Below are 14,728 nucleotides of genomic sequence, written 5' to 3'. Positions count from 1 at the left end.
TCGTGAGATTTTAAAGGGATGTGTGCATTGGTCTATAGAAGAAGGATCGCAACATGCAGTGGGAAAAAACATTCATCGAAGATTTACAGTGGGACACGATTTTAGTTGAAAAGCGCAAGGGCGTCGGGGTGATTACCCTGAACCGTCCTCAAGCGTTGAATGCCTTAAACAGTCAACTGATTGCTGAAATTAACCAAGCCTTAGACCAGTTTGAACGCGATGCTGAGATTGGCTGTATGGTGTTGGCGGGTTCTGAAAAAGCTTTTGCCGCTGGTGCTGATATTAAAGAAATGGCAGAACTAAATTTCCCAAATATCTATTTTGATGATTTTTTCCATTTGGCAGATCGCATCGCACAGCGTCGTAAACCTTTGATCGCTGCGGTAAGTGGTTATGCACTGGGGGGAGGTTGTGAGTTGGCCTTGATGTGTGATTTTATCTATTGTGCGGAGAATGCTAAATTTGGTTTGCCTGAGGTGACGCTCGGTGTTATTCCCGGTATTGGCGGAACGCAGCGTTTAACCTTGGCCTTGGGTAAAGCCAAAGCTATGGAGATGTGTTTAACCGCACGGCAAATGGGCGCAGCTGAGGCCGAACAAAGTGGCTTAGTGGCACGCGTCCTACCGAAAGAAGAATTATTGGCCTATACCCTAGAGGCTGCGGAAAAAATTGCACAGCGATCCCTCACTGCCACCATGATGATTAAAGAAAGTATTAATCGCGCCTTTGAAGTGAGTTTGAGTGAGGGATTACGCTTTGAACGTCGTACTTTCCATTCCATCTTTGCAACATCTGACCAGAAAGAAGGCATGAAAGCCTTTGTGGAAAAGCGTCCGGCACAATTTAAGAATCAATAAAAGGAGTCTGCGCATGGAAAATAATTTACAGATTAGCGTGCAAGGGCATTTAGGCGTGATTACGCTAGATCGCGCGAGTCATCTGAATGCACTGTCCTTAAGCATGATTCATGGCATTAGTCAGCAGTTAGAGCAGTGGCGCGAGGACGATCAAGTTCAAGCTGTTTTGATTAATTCGAATAGTCCCAAAGCCTTTTGTGCAGGCGGGGATATTCGCTTCCTCTATGACAGTTATCAAAATGGAACCGCCAATTATCAGCGCTATTTTGCCGATGAATATCATATGTTGAAGAGCCTGCGCCAATATGCGAAACCTGTCGTGGTGTTTTTAGATGGCTATGTCTTGGGCGGTGGTTTTGGTTTGGCACAAGCCTGCCAGATTATTGTCAGTAGTGAGAAATCTCGTTTTGCCATGCCAGAAACCGCGATTGGCTTTTTCCCCGATGTCGGCGCAACCCATTTCCTGTCGCGTTTAGACGATGTGGGCGTGTATATGGCGGTGACGGGTGAACAGATCAGCAGTAGTGATGCCTTACATTTAGATTTAATTGACTATTTGGTGCCGAGTGACCACTTAGCGCAGTTACAAATAGAATTGGCGCATGCCACGCAATTAACCCAACAGTCGATTGAACAGACCATTGCACGTTATTTAAAAGAGCCTGCACCTAGTGAATTAAAACAGTATGAAGAGGCGATTCGGCAGCATTTTTCACATACTGAATTGGCTCAAATTGAAGATAGTCTAGCCCATACGTTAGAGAGTGACTATATGGATTGGGCTGAAAAAATCTTAGCAAATTTGCAGCAACGTTCTTTGTTGGCCAAGCAAATCAGTTTAAAGCTACAGCATGTCGGGCGGGGGTTATCTTTAGAACAGTGCATGCAGTTGGAACGGGATTTACAAGATATCTGGTTTGAGCAAGGCGATATGATTGAAGGGGTACGTGCCTTGCTGATTGATAAAGACAAGCAGCCGAAATGGCAAACTGAGAACCCTAAATTGATGCAAATGTTCGAAGAGCTTTTACCACCTTCACGACAGCAGCGTCAGGCGAGTGTGCAAGTGTAAATTTGCTTTCAAAATAAGTTCAGAAAATCCTCCAATGTATTGGGGGATTTTTTATAAGGTAAGTTTTTTTAATTTTTTAGACAACAAAAAAGGCTTAAACCCTTTGAATTTAAACCTTTTGAGACATCATGTGGCTACATGATTATAGAATTTGGGAAAGAGGGATTCACATTGTTAATTTAAGTTATTGAAATAGATAAATACATGTATAGCGTATTTTTAATTTTACCCCCAATTATACCCCCAGATGAATCAAGGTAGTAAAGCTTGTATAGTTGGGTGGGTGAGTTTAAAAATAATTATACAAAATAAGGTACTTACCTTCTAATATGAATCTATTTTGTTTGATTTTTATACAGATCTAAAAGTTTATTCATTCCATTTAATTTTTAACATTAGATCGCTCATTATTAGAAATGCCTTCAACCTCATCGTCATTTTGTACGGTATTACTATATTGACTATGCTGATCAAACCCTAAAGCAATATTGGTATTTTGTTGATTTTTCATTGTTAAAAATTGTTTTTGTTTTGCATGTTCGTTTCTCAATTGGGTTTCAATTTGGCTAAGTACCTCGGGTCCAAGAGTTTCATTTATGGTTCGTTGATCCTCTTCGGTAATATCACCTAAAAAAGCTTTAATTTTGTCCAACTCAAGGGTTTTGTTTACAGCTATCTGAATGAGATATTCCTCAAACTCTTTCGTAGATTTGCTCATGTTTTCGTGGATGGTATTTTTTTGGCGCACGAGCTCTTTTTCAAGCTCTATAATTTTTTCATCCTTTAATCTCAGTTCTTGCCTTAAATTAGAATCATGATTTGAATTTTGCTCTTTTTTGAGTCTTGATATTATTTTATCTTTTTCAGTTAATTTGAAATTATGTGCATCAATTAAGAAGTCTAAGCAGTTTTGTAGGCTTTTTAATTTGTACTTGTCTGTAATTCTCTCTAGCTCTTTTAACGTCTTTTGATCCAATGTGATTTGTTTGGAGATGCGATTAGCTTCCTTGTTTGTGTAGTTATACTTAAATGAACGGAATCTTTTTTTTAAGATTTCAAAATGCTCAGGGCTAGTTCCAAGTGAAAAGTGCTCAGTCTCAAATTTTGCAGTATTTGGGAATAGTTGATCTATGGAAGCTGAATTTAATTGGTTAGGTAAAGAGGAGGGGTTTTGATTGTCATTTGATTTAGTTTGCGAGTGATTTATAGAAAGATAACGATCTTTACTATCAGAGGTTTTGATCTTTTGTATCTGGTTTGGTCTTAATTTGATTTCTTGATCTAAGAACTTTTTTTTGAGTTCTGTATCAGTAGATAACCATTCTTCTAAAGTTAAATATGGTCGTGTCATCTTTCAATTTAAATAAAAGTTGTTTAAATATTTATATATCAATAAATAAACATTAAGTAAATGTTAACTAAATATTAAATGTTGATTATTATATTTTTAATTATCATTTTGTGCTTATCTTAATTAATGTATAGTGGTTATCACGAAAATATAGTTAAAATTTTAGGGATAGCATCTGTGTCGGAGAAAATTTCAGAGCAATATCTTTTAACCCTATTTCTGGTTTTTTATCAAAAAGTAAATGGTCAGCTTTCACCTTATACATTTTGGGCACTACTGAAGTTTGTAAGAAATTTTGGAGTTGAAAGTACATCATTGCCGCTAGCTGAATTGTCAAAAGTAATCGGCATACAGGTTAAAAAATTAGGGGGTGTGTTGGATGAATTGGAGCAACGAGAGATATTAATGATTAGCTTTCCTGAGAGTGGAAAGCGGGCTCGTGTCCGTCACTTACAACTCAGGCTTGCTTATATTGAAGCGATAATAGAGTCTCCTGACTGGCTAGAACAAAACCGTAAAAGACAGAAGAGGCAAATTTCTTTACTTCAGCTTATTAAGATTTTGTTTATAAAAAGTGATTGCATAAGCATTAGTAATTTACCCCCAAATTTAGAGTTGAATTGTCGTCTTGATTATCGAAGTTATCTTGTTTTATTACGGTTGCTTTACGGTGCAGACTCGTTTGGAATTGTTATAGGGTGTGGAATTGCTGAAATCGAGCGGGCAACGGGTTTAAACAAACAATCTATTTATCGGGCTATACAACAGCTTAAAGAATTCGGATTTATTCGAAGTCAGGCAAATGGAGCAATTCGAAATAGTTTTATTCAAACAGAGTCTCCAGTTTACGCTTTAAACCTTTCGCATGAATTTTGGGGGGATGCTGCGATCTACGGCAAATTTTATATTTTGAAGTACCCCCAGCCGCATGTTTTTGAAGTTCAGAAAATGGCCTCTATTTTTACTATGCTGAATCCAAAGAGCGATTTGTTGTCAAACACTAAAAGTGAAGATTCAGATGTTGGCTTGAAGGTGATGAATTGTAAAAACTATTATTTGTTACATGATCCTTTGTGCTGGATGAAACCATTTATTCTTCGGTCTCGTGATGCTGTAGGTTATGCAAATTATGTTGTGTTACAACAGCAGGAAATAATGAAGTTGTATGATCATTATGTCGAGCTAAAGCGGTTACATCCAGAGAACCCATTATCAGCGACGTTTTATTTAAAGCCGCATGAAAATATTTTGAAGGATGAGGCGGTTTTGGGTCATTTATCATCTACCCAGCATACTAAACTCAGCGGGATGAACAACCGCTTAGGTCTTTTTCAAAGCTTGCTTGAGCAGTGGTGCTGCCAGATATACAGTCAGAATAAATCGCTTTTTAAAATGCTGAAAGAAGCTAACCCAGTAGTAATCGATGATGAAAGCTTTGAGCATTTAGGGTGCACAGACTTTCTCTATCCGTATTCATTGCAAGCGACTCAAATCAAAACAATCAAAGAGGATATGACGCTAAAAAATGAGTCTGATAAAATTGAATCAATGATCACCTTCAAGTTAAAGGCTGAGCAGTCCAGAATTCATCAGTTTTTAATGGCCCTTATGGATCTGATTGCATATAACCAAATTTATTTTTTTCAGCAATGTATGCGGAAACATTCTGATATTGACCAAAAGCTCGGTGCTACTAAAAGTAGTTTGGAAAGGGCATTGGTAAATGCAACTGAAATAGTGATGCCTTTTAAGATTCTACCTCGGTCATTTATACAAAATACATACAGCTGTTGCTTTGTCCCTGATCAGCATGCAAAAGCTAACAGGTATTTCTTAAGTGAATTGGCGTTTCAAGAACCCCTTCAGGATGGAACTCGCTTTGATTTTCCTACACAGCAAATAACAGAAATTTCACCAACACTGGTAGAACTTAAAGATTACGGACTACTGCATCATCATTGTTTGTCATTATTTGAATAGTTTTTTGCGCTAGGTTTATGATTGAAAAATCATTTTTCTGACCTAACTATCGTAACGCCAAAATATATAAAAGGCCTAGCTTACCCGAAGGTTTGGAAATCGTGTTAATCGGCTGGGCTATCATTATTGCTTTTGCGCTAAGACGGTTTTATATACTATTAATATAGAGATTAATACTAATAATAGATTAATGACTATAGCGTATAGAACTATAAATACTAGATATATCAATACGATTACAATTACTCATACGGATAACAAGAATAGTTAGACATGTCATTCAGATCTGAGTAGATACCCCAATATGGATGATGCTATGGATCAATAGTCCATGCAGGATGAGAGCACTATTCGATATATGCGGATAGTGGATGACTGGTCCTTACTCTAGATAAGGACTTCATTTAAAAAAATAAGTCGATTGCTTAACTATGACGTTAATCATAGTTAAGGAAGTTCAACGTGTTGCAATCCGATTTAGATCATCAGGCAGGGGTGATGTATGCCATTCATACCTTTGTGGATGTATGTCTTAATTTTGATATGCCGAATGAAGCGTTCATTTTCAACCTAGAACGCTTATGGTGTGCATTTCAGGTGTTTAAACAGGAAGGTATTGAGTTCGCAGCATCGATTAGGGCGTTTATTGCAGTCACTGAATACATCAATAGCCAGCGTGGCATGCTTAGCTTTGCTGAATATCTATCAGGGTTGTCTATAGGCGAAATTAAGGCATTAAGACGAATCCTGCATGCGCATCGAGGGCTAATACGAGAGGAGATCAAAAGCTTTACAAGACGGAAAGAATTGAATCGAGTGGCGTTACTTGAGGAGTTCGAAGGTGCAATTAAAGCCTATCATGAAGTATTGATGATCAGGGTAGATTTATACTATTCCAGAGATTGTCTGATCGAAATTACCATACATGACTTCTACCAGCATGTCGGAAAACTACGTGATTTGATTACGGATAAAAATGGATATTTTGACGCACTTTTGACTTATGCGATTGCGCTGGAGCATGGAATAACCAAAGGCTTTCATGTGCATCTAGCATTCGTTATTAATGAGTCCAAATATCGCAACGATTATAATATTGCTAAATGGGTGATTGAAAAATGGCAGGAGATCACGCTTGGGAAAGGCTATGGATGGAATAACAATACGACAGAAAACAAAAAGAATTATTACGATCAAGGTACTTTGGGGATTGGGGTGATTCGTCGTACAGAGCCTGATCAAGGCAATAATGCTTTAAAAACCATTGCATATCTCAGTGATCCTGAAAAATACAGGCAGACGTTATTGGTTAAACCACGAGGACGTAGAACCTTTTATAAAGGGGATTATCAGCATCATGGTCGCCCTATACCTGATACAGAAGAAAATAGAAGAATCAAAGAATGGGATGCGCAGACTGCTTTAGCAAAGCTGGAAGAGGAGGTTTGGTTTAAAAAATTATGAATGTGCCAGTTCTATGAAATCAATTCATTCATAGGACAACACATGAGTAATTTAGCATTAGAGTTTGTAGCTGTACGCTTAGAACAAAACATGATTGAGCATTACAAACGACTCAAGTTTGAGCGGGTTCCAGAAGGTATGGAGTTCAACGATTATCAAAATGCTTTAAATCAGGAGTTAAAACAAGCACTGATGAGCTACTTTGATGATTGGCGTATCCTGATGGTGGCTTGTGGAGGGCAGCACAAGTTTTCATTTTGGGTGGATGCTTTTTATCGCGCTTATAGCAGTGTATTACTGGAAGCAGGTGTTCCCTATTTTACAATGGAGGATACTACTACAGCTTCTCTTTATAATGAGCAAGCGTCGGTACATATTGATAAAATTTTGAAGCGACTGAATAAGCTATTTAAAAGTGCAAGCTTTTTAGAACAACTTCAGCAGCATAATCAGCATTACGTGAAGCAGATCGACAAAATTCGTGAATCTTATTGTACGGTGAGTGAAATATATCCCAATGCCGTTGATTTGAAATTTGAACTGAGTCTAGAAGGATTGCACAATCAATGGGTTGATATCTCTGCGTGGAGTAAGTTGCTATATCACTTTCAAAAGCAGCTCAAACAACTCTCTTGGTATAACGCCCAAGTCGTATTTACGTTTTATCAGATTGTTCGGGTTGATCAACGCTATGTTGTGAAATTCTTTCTGACCCTTGATCCCTTATTGTGTGCTGAACCTTCAGCGTATAGTCGAGAAATAGATATTTGCTGGAAAAGAGTAACTCAAAATAGGGGGATTTCGTTTTGTCCACTGTTAGATTTTCAGCAGTATCAACATGAAGATGAGTATCAACTGATTATCCAGAGGAGTGCTCAGGATCAAGCTTTAGATCCTTTAAGTGCCCTAGACGAGATGCCTGATCGAGAAACCAGTATCGAAGGTTTAGCCAATAGAATCTGTATTTATCCTCAAGGATTTAGATGGTTTCGTGGTGCACCTGTAAGACGTTAAAAATTCATATTACATTCCTGTACTTGCTTGACGCTCTATAACGTGCAGATTATCCTTAGCCTGCTGACCTACATCGTCAGCGGGTTTTGACAGACCCATTAACAAAGACAATATGCGAAATCTCATTTTGCATGTTGTGGACCCGTTCGTCCCCCTTTCTTTGCGGTAGGGCGGAGGGGGGACGCGCTTGCGCGTGCTGGTTTCTTTGTTACCAGTCTGTCAACCCTCCTTCGTTCTGCCACCATCAATTGACAGTGATTTGGCAGGATTCTTTTAAAACAAAGGAGTACGCCATGCGCTTACATCAAGACCGTCTTTTATATTTCTCTTTTTTCATGTTTGTACCGTTGGGTGATTAGACCTGATGCTGTGCAGTCAATGCATAGCTGTGTCGATGACTTTCTAAGAATAAAACTTTTTCAAGTACATATTACCGATATGAAGATGAATCTCTCATGCTGTTTTGAGGGTCATAGATCTGTGTGCTTTATCGTCTATAACACTTCAAAAAAACATAGATATTCATTCCAACATTCATGCATGGGGAGCACTGCGTCTAATCAAGACAGGTGATGCCTATAAAAAGAGAAAATGATTATGTTTAAAACCTTCCTAAAAACTGCCCTTATTTCATCACTACTTGCAGGCGCATCATTCGCACAAGCAGGCTGGTTTGCGCAAGCCAGCGAAGCCTATTTTGTTAAGGCCCGCAATTTGGGTGGTGGAGTGTATCAGTGCATGTATAAAACCAATCCGGGCAATCGTGGTTGGCGTAATTTCACGGTGAACTTTCAGGGTGGTTGTCCGCGCTTCGTTCACTTTAATGCGCAGAATGGTCAAGTTACTGTACCCAACTAAAGACGGGGAGCATTTGAGATGAACCAAAAAACCATATTGGGCTTGGCGGCAATCTTAGCCCTGACCCTGATCAGCATTGCAGGCTTCTATTTCTTCAGCCCCAAACATGTAACTGAAAAAACGGTTCAAGCCAGTACTTCTGAGGCCAGCTCTGCACAGCCTTTAGAATCCGCCGCTTCTGCCGCATCAACCGAGATTCCCGCAGCGGAAGTGGATGGGATTGATGTCAAAGAATTGACCACGGGAAGCAAGAGTCTGAGTCCAGCAGACCATGAACCTGAGCTGCTGAGTTTTGAATTTGATAAAAACCTAAAGTCTGTCGATACCTTGCTGTCGATGCTGCCTTATGACGAACTGCCTCAGTTTGAGCAGGACAACATAGACAAGTATCAACGCTATGTCTTTGCCAAAGCCGCAAAAGATACAGGCAAATCAGTGAAAGACTTCAGCTTACAGGAACACGGAGCACTGGAATCGGAGCAGGCGGGTAATCGTTACTACGTTTATGAATTTGATAATGGCACAGACTGTGAAATTCATCTGGTCAGCATTGATTTAAATACGGGCGATTATGGCGTGAGCTATAACTACTGCTGAGGATGAATTTTATGAAGCAATTTTTTAAACTCTTTCTGTTGGCAGTGACTGCAACGACAGGAATGTTGCTGAGTGGCTGTAGTTCTGGCCTTGATCCAAATACATTTACGGTAGAACTGGATGTCAAAGATACCAGTAACTGGTATGCCCAAAATCAATCCGCTACGGTATTGACGATCCGTTCTAACAGTGCAGATCCGATTGATGTCACCAATGTGCTGATCAACAACGGTGAATGCAGTTATGAAGGCTATCGCAGATCGTTGGAATATCCCCAGCATTTTAAAATGGGTCTGCGTTTAAGACTGAAATTAACCGGCTGTGGCTATGACAACGTAGTGCGTGTTGATGTGGAGACGGAAAAAGGCACTGCAAGCTATAGCTTTCAATAGCAGCCTTCAACTCTCCACGACAAAGCAAAAACTCAATCAAACCGTGTCCTCAATGGGCACGGTTTTTTTATGCCCTTAATTCAGCGCTTCGCACTGAATTCATTTCACAAGGAATATCAATGTCCTTTATTCAATGCCCCTACTGTCAGTCTACCCATGTCAGACAGACCGATTCAGGCAACGCCAACTTTAACTATTTTGAACAGTTACAACGCTGTATTTCACCTACACAGATGGCGATGTTTGGTATGCAGGTCGCAAAAAAAGCAGGCGTTTCACCTTTTATTGGCGCCACGGTCGGGGTGGTCATCGGTGGCGTCCTAGTCGTCGTCAGCCAATACTGCTTTGAGAAGTACTACAGCAATGCCGAGCAGTATGTCTGCTTGGATTGCCAACAACAGTTTGCATGGATGCCGTAATCGCATCTCAGACTTTACACAGTTACATCTTTAAATAGATGGATTGTTTAAACCCTTACAGCACATTTCTGCATCTTTAAATCTTTACATCTTTCACTTTTATTTTAGGAATATTCACAATGGCACATCAAATCGAAAACATGGCTTATGTCGGTCAAACCCCTTGGCATGGTTTGGGTAATCAACTGACACCCAATCAACCGATTGAGGTCTGGGCCAAGCAGGCGGGCATGGACTGGCAGATTGAAAGCTCGAATGTGAGTTACATGGCTGAAAATCACAAAGGACAAAGCTTGATCCTACCGCATGATGAACAGCGGGTTTTATACCGTTCCGACACACATGCACCTTTATCGGTAGTCAGTCAGCGTTATCAGGAAGTCCAACCCCGAGAGATTCTAGAATTCTATCGAGACTTGACTGAACAATCTGGCTTTGAACTGGAAACCGCAGGAGTACTGAAAGGTGGCAAGAAATTCTGGGCTTTAGCCAAAACTGGGCAAACTTCTGCTTTAAAGGGTAAAGATGTCAGCAATGGCTATATTCTCTTAGCCACTGGATGTGATGGCACCTTAGCGACCACGGCGCAATTTACCTCGATTCGCGTGGTGTGTAACAACACTTTAGCCATTGCCTTAAAAGGTCAGAATGCAAGTGCAGGCGTAGTTAAAGTGCCACACAGTACTAAGTTTGATGCGCAGAAGATCAAACAGCAATTGGGGATTTCAGTGCGGGCATGGAACGAACACATGTATGAAATGAAACAGCTCAGTCAACGTAAAGTTACACAGACTGAAGCTGCAGCTTATTTTGATGCGGTGTTTAATAACACCAGCCTCAGTCCAACCGAGCAAGATGACAGTATTATTCAGTTTTATCGCAATGTGCCAGCGCAAGGAAGCCAATCCAATAAAGCTGACAATAAGTCTGAACCGAATGGACGTGCCATGTCTAAAGTCATGACCATGTTTAATGGCCATGGTCGTGGGGCAGAACTCAGTTCAGCCAAAGACACGGCTTATGGCTTACTGTGTTCCATTACGGAATTTTGTGATCATGAACGTCGAGCGATGAGTCAGGATCATCGCTTAGATTCAGCATGGTTCGGTGCTGGAGCAGGTTTAAAACAACGTGGACTGGAACAAGCATTACGCTTGATTGTTTAAGTTTAGATTCAGATTCAGAATTTAAGATAATCACATCAGATCAACATGATCCTGTAAATCTCTTTGAATCCAAATACCTCTTTGCCACATCTCCAGATGTGGCTTTTTTTATGCCTAAAATTTAATAATCAGAGGACAGCTTTATGAACTCAGCTTTAATTCAACATCATCCTACTCGAGCAAATATCCATGCGCATCGCCCTAAACTCAGCCATCCAAAACGCTTTGTAGAGACCAAAAACCTAAGTCAGGCGGAATGGCTGGAAGTTCGTCGTCAAGGTATTGGTAGTAGTGACTGTGCCGCAGCTTGTGGCCTCAATCCTTATATATCGATGCTTGAACTATGGATGATCAAGACAGGACGGATTCAACAAAACATTGAAGATGAAAGTGAAGGCCATGCACCCTTGTACTGGGGCAAGCAACTGGAACCTTTGGTTGCTGAATACTACAGCATGTATACCAACTATAAAGTGCGTCGAGTCAATGCCGTATTACAACATCCTGATCCAGACAAGCATTTTATGTTGGCCAACTTGGATTATTCGGTGGTTGGGGATGCTGATGTACAAATACTGGAGTGTAAAACTGCTGGAGAATATGGGGCCAAGTTGTGGCGAGATGGTGTGCCGTTATACGTGTTGTGTCAGGTGCAACACCAACTGGCAGTCACAGGCAAAAAGGCAGCACATATCTGTGTCTTAATTTGTGGACATGAAACAAGAATTTTTAAAGTCACACGTTCAGAATCGGTGATTCAACACATCATCAATGCGGAGCGTTACTTCTGGGAGTGTGTTGAAAAGGATATCCCACCTGAAGCCGATGCCAGTGAATCCGCAGCCAAAGCCTTACAGCTACTCTATCCTGAACATGTACCGCTCAGCACCACGGATCTATCTGAGGATGAGCAAGCCAATCAACAGTTTGAGCAACTCATTCAGACCCGTAACCAAATTGAAAAACATCAGGAGCAGTTCGATCTACTGAAGCATCAACTTCAAGCCAAGATGCAGGGGGCTGAACGTGCCACCTTTAAAGTAGGCTCAGTGACATGGAAAAAGTCTAAGGATTCAATCAGCTTAGATAGCAAGGCTTTACTCAAGTTACACCCTGAGTATCTTAATCAATTTTCACAAAGCAAGCAGGGCACACGGCGATTCAACATCTATACCGATGCTGATTGAAACAGATTTAGCCTAAGTGTACTTCGCTAGCAAAATACCAAACTAATCTAAATGTCCCATGCCTGAGAGCATGGGATTTTTTATGCCGATTTCATTTTTAACCAAGCATATCTACACATTTAAGTAGAAGAGGAAAATACCATGATTAAAGGTTTAGCTATTACACCGCCAATTCTTGGGCGGATCAGTATCGGCAAGGTTGTCGAAAAGAACGGGAAACGCATCCCTGAAAAGGATGACCAATTCACCATTACCAGCCAAATCCAAAACAAGGATAGTGGTTGGGTGAAACATCCATTGGATGAACAACTTCGAGCGAAAGCACCGAATCAAAAACTCAGAAGTATTCCAGTCCGCATGATATTCAATGATCCTGAACTGAATCTACGGGCGGAATACAGTTTATTTGACCGTCAAACGGGTAGGCCTGTATGTGTTGGGAATGGAGAAACCTGCCAACGACTGACTAATCAAGGGGTAGAACAACATCCATGCCCATCCCCTGATTTGTGTCCATTGGCACAAGGAGGTAACTGTAAACCTTATGGGCGTTTGCATGTCAATTTAGATGAATCGGATGAACTTGGGACATTCATCTTTAGAACCACAGGCTTTAATAGTATCCGTACTTTGGCTGCGAGACTCAGTTATTACCATGCAGCATCTAATGGCTTGCTTTCGTGTTTACCGCTACAACTCACGCTTAGAGGAAAGTCCACAACTCAAAGCTATCGCACGCCTGTGTACTACGTGGATTTGACTTTACGTGAAGGTGTTCATGTACAAGAAGCGATTCAAACTGCGAAAGAGATTGACCAAAAAACTAAGTTATGTGGTTTTAATCAGGCTGCTTTAGATCAAATGGCACGGCAGGGGTATGGCAATGCACGGTTTGAGGTGAATGCTGAGGAGGGACTAGATTTCGTGGAAGAGTTTTATGTGGATGAGAATGCTGAGTCTGAGCATTCTCCACTTGAATCAAAAGCCAAGACGAAGACCAAATTCACTCAGAGTAAGGGGTTTGTGCAGGATATTCAGCAAGATTTACAGGGGAGTGTGAGGTCGGTGAATTAGATAAATCTAGATAACATGGGACTCCGTAAAATTTTATTGGACTGCCCTATGATCTGAGCGAATACGCGCTCGCATCAATGATCAGGAGTAAACATCATGAATGCGTTCACAGGTCAGACTTTTCAGATGAATCAAATTATCAATATTAAAGAAGTCATTCAATTCACAAGTATTAGTCGGGCAAAGATCTACGAAATGATTAATGTTGATTCAAAGTACTATGATCCAAGCTTTCCAAAACCAATACGCTTAAGTGAATCACGTATTGGTTGGGTGGCTTTGGAAGTTCATCAATGGATTGAAGAAAAAATACAAAGTCGTGAATAAAAATGGGAGCTTTAGCTCCCTTATTTCTGACCCAATTTTTTATGCACCACCAATAAGAATTTCTTTGTTATTAGTAACTAGGTAATAACTGAGTGCAATTTTTTTAAAAAGTAAATCATGTTTACAATGAAGACATTGCTTAATTATAGAATAAAAAGGTGAGTCTTTATGCCGAGAAAGTTCATCCATGACAGAGTTGAGGTATTCATTATCGAGTTCATCATTACATAAGGGACAAAAAGCCATCTTTTTTAGCCTTTAACTATTTGTCTTATTTTAATTTTTAATTAAATTTGTTGCAAGCTCAGTGTGTAGCTACCATTCTATGCTTATATTACTCACTTAAAGTGAACACCAAGTCTGTTTATTAGAAGATTATGAATAAAAATATATATTACTACAATCAAAATGCTGATCAGTTCTTTGATACTACTTATCAAGTGGACATGACCAGTTTGTACCAATCATTTTTAAGATACCTACCTGAACATGCTTCTATTCTTGACCTGGGTTGTGGCTCGGGTCGAGATACGCTGGCTTTTAAAAATTTGGGTCATCAGGTAGAAGCCATTGATTATTCAGAAGAGTTGGTTGCAAAAGCACGTCAGCTTACAGGACTACCAGTGCGGTTAGATAGTTTTTATGAATTATCTGCACAGGAAAAATATGGGGGTATTTGGGCATGTGCTTCTTTGTTGCATTGTGAGAGGGAGAAGTTATCAGATGTATTGGACAGGATTTTAACGGCACTAAAGCCAAATGGTGTGTGCTATATGTCTTTTAAATATGGCAATCAAGATCGTGAAAAAGATGGGCGTAGCTTTACTGACTTAAATGAAAAGCAGGTAGATGATCTGTTAAAAGACTTTGATCAGGTACTAATTTTACAGCAGTGGATTACCTTAGATAAACGCTCTGATCGAACAGAAGAGTGGCTGAACATTCTTTTCAAAAAGCAAAAGGCGTAAAT

Annotated in this window: 15 protein-coding genes; 14 read left to right on the top strand and 1 reads right to left on the bottom strand. The window is 40.1% G+C overall.

Translation table 11 applies throughout. The features are described from left to right. Positions 1–53 precede the first annotated feature (53 nt). Both E0H94_RS05960 and E0H94_RS05955 read left to right on the top strand, forming a co-directional pair. The gene (locus E0H94_RS05960) at positions 54–857 is read left to right on the top strand and encodes an enoyl-CoA hydratase (RefSeq protein ID WP_131325559.1); all 804 of its coding nucleotides are present in this window, start codon (positions 54–56) and stop codon (positions 855–857) included. Positions 858–864: 7 nt separating this feature from the next. Further along, complete coding sequence (locus E0H94_RS05955; RefSeq protein ID WP_165495590.1) at positions 865–1,929, top strand: enoyl-CoA hydratase/isomerase family protein; 1,065 nt, start codon at positions 865–867, stop codon at positions 1,927–1,929. Between the two features lie 382 nt (positions 1,930–2,311). On the opposite strand, the gene E0H94_RS05950 is transcribed toward E0H94_RS05955, so the two are convergent. After that, positions 2,312–3,280 (bottom strand): hypothetical protein, encoded by a 969-nt coding sequence (locus E0H94_RS05950; RefSeq protein ID WP_131325557.1) that lies wholly within the window; start codon positions 3,278–3,280, stop codon positions 2,312–2,314. A gap of 177 nt (positions 3,281–3,457) precedes the next feature. On the opposite strand from E0H94_RS05950, the gene E0H94_RS05945 reads away from it, so the two are divergent. From E0H94_RS05945 to E0H94_RS05890, 12 genes are all read left to right on the top strand, one after another. Continuing rightward, positions 3,458–5,260, top strand: a complete 1,803-nt coding sequence (locus E0H94_RS05945) for a hypothetical protein (RefSeq protein ID WP_131325556.1) — start codon at positions 3,458–3,460, stop codon at positions 5,258–5,260. A 462-nt stretch (positions 5,261–5,722) separates the two neighbouring features. Beyond that, positions 5,723–6,724 (top strand): inovirus-type Gp2 protein, encoded by a 1,002-nt coding sequence (locus tag E0H94_RS05940; RefSeq protein ID WP_131325555.1) that lies wholly within the window; start codon positions 5,723–5,725, stop codon positions 6,722–6,724. 42 nt (positions 6,725–6,766) lie between these two features. Further along, complete coding sequence (locus tag E0H94_RS05935) at positions 6,767–7,738, top strand: hypothetical protein (RefSeq protein WP_131325554.1); 972 nt, start codon at positions 6,767–6,769, stop codon at positions 7,736–7,738. Positions 7,739–8,335: 597 nt separating this feature from the next. Beyond that, entirely contained in the window at positions 8,336–8,596 is a 261-nt protein-coding gene (locus E0H94_RS05930) for a hypothetical protein (protein WP_131325553.1), read from the top strand. Positions 8,597–8,614: 18 nt separating this feature from the next. Continuing rightward, entirely contained in the window at positions 8,615–9,193 is a 579-nt protein-coding gene (locus tag E0H94_RS05925; protein WP_131325552.1) for a hypothetical protein, read from the top strand. A gap of 11 nt (positions 9,194–9,204) precedes the next feature. Then, positions 9,205–9,585, top strand: a complete 381-nt coding sequence (locus E0H94_RS05920; RefSeq protein WP_131325551.1) for a hypothetical protein — start codon at positions 9,205–9,207, stop codon at positions 9,583–9,585. Between the two features lie 119 nt (positions 9,586–9,704). Next, positions 9,705–10,004, top strand: coding sequence for a hypothetical protein (locus E0H94_RS05915; RefSeq protein WP_131325550.1), 300 nt, complete (start codon positions 9,705–9,707; stop codon positions 10,002–10,004). Positions 10,005–10,123: 119 nt separating this feature from the next. After that, positions 10,124–11,170, top strand: a complete 1,047-nt coding sequence (locus E0H94_RS05910; protein WP_131325549.1) for a DUF932 domain-containing protein — start codon at positions 10,124–10,126, stop codon at positions 11,168–11,170. Positions 11,171–11,313: 143 nt separating this feature from the next. Next, positions 11,314–12,357: a YqaJ viral recombinase family protein gene (locus E0H94_RS05905; RefSeq protein ID WP_131325548.1), complete on the top strand. Its 1,044-nt coding sequence runs from the start codon at positions 11,314–11,316 to the stop codon at positions 12,355–12,357. 141 nt (positions 12,358–12,498) lie between these two features. Continuing rightward, positions 12,499–13,431: a hydrolase or metal-binding protein gene (locus E0H94_RS05900; RefSeq protein WP_131325547.1), complete on the top strand. Its 933-nt coding sequence runs from the start codon at positions 12,499–12,501 to the stop codon at positions 13,429–13,431. A 96-nt stretch (positions 13,432–13,527) separates the two neighbouring features. Next, entirely contained in the window at positions 13,528–13,758 is a 231-nt protein-coding gene (locus E0H94_RS05895) for a helix-turn-helix transcriptional regulator (protein ID WP_120368166.1), read from the top strand. A gap of 377 nt (positions 13,759–14,135) precedes the next feature. Next, on the top strand, positions 14,136–14,726 hold the full coding sequence (locus E0H94_RS05890) for a class I SAM-dependent methyltransferase (RefSeq protein ID WP_131325546.1): 591 nt from the start codon (positions 14,136–14,138) through the stop codon (positions 14,724–14,726). Positions 14,727–14,728 lie beyond the last annotated feature (2 nt).

The sequence above is a fragment of the Acinetobacter sp. ANC 4173 genome, from assembly GCF_004331255.1.
In the GTDB taxonomy this organism is placed as follows: Bacteria; Pseudomonadota; Gammaproteobacteria; order Pseudomonadales; family Moraxellaceae; genus Acinetobacter.
The sequence above is the reverse complement of the archived record's forward strand: the minus strand, read 5'-3'. Positions and strand labels throughout refer to the sequence as shown.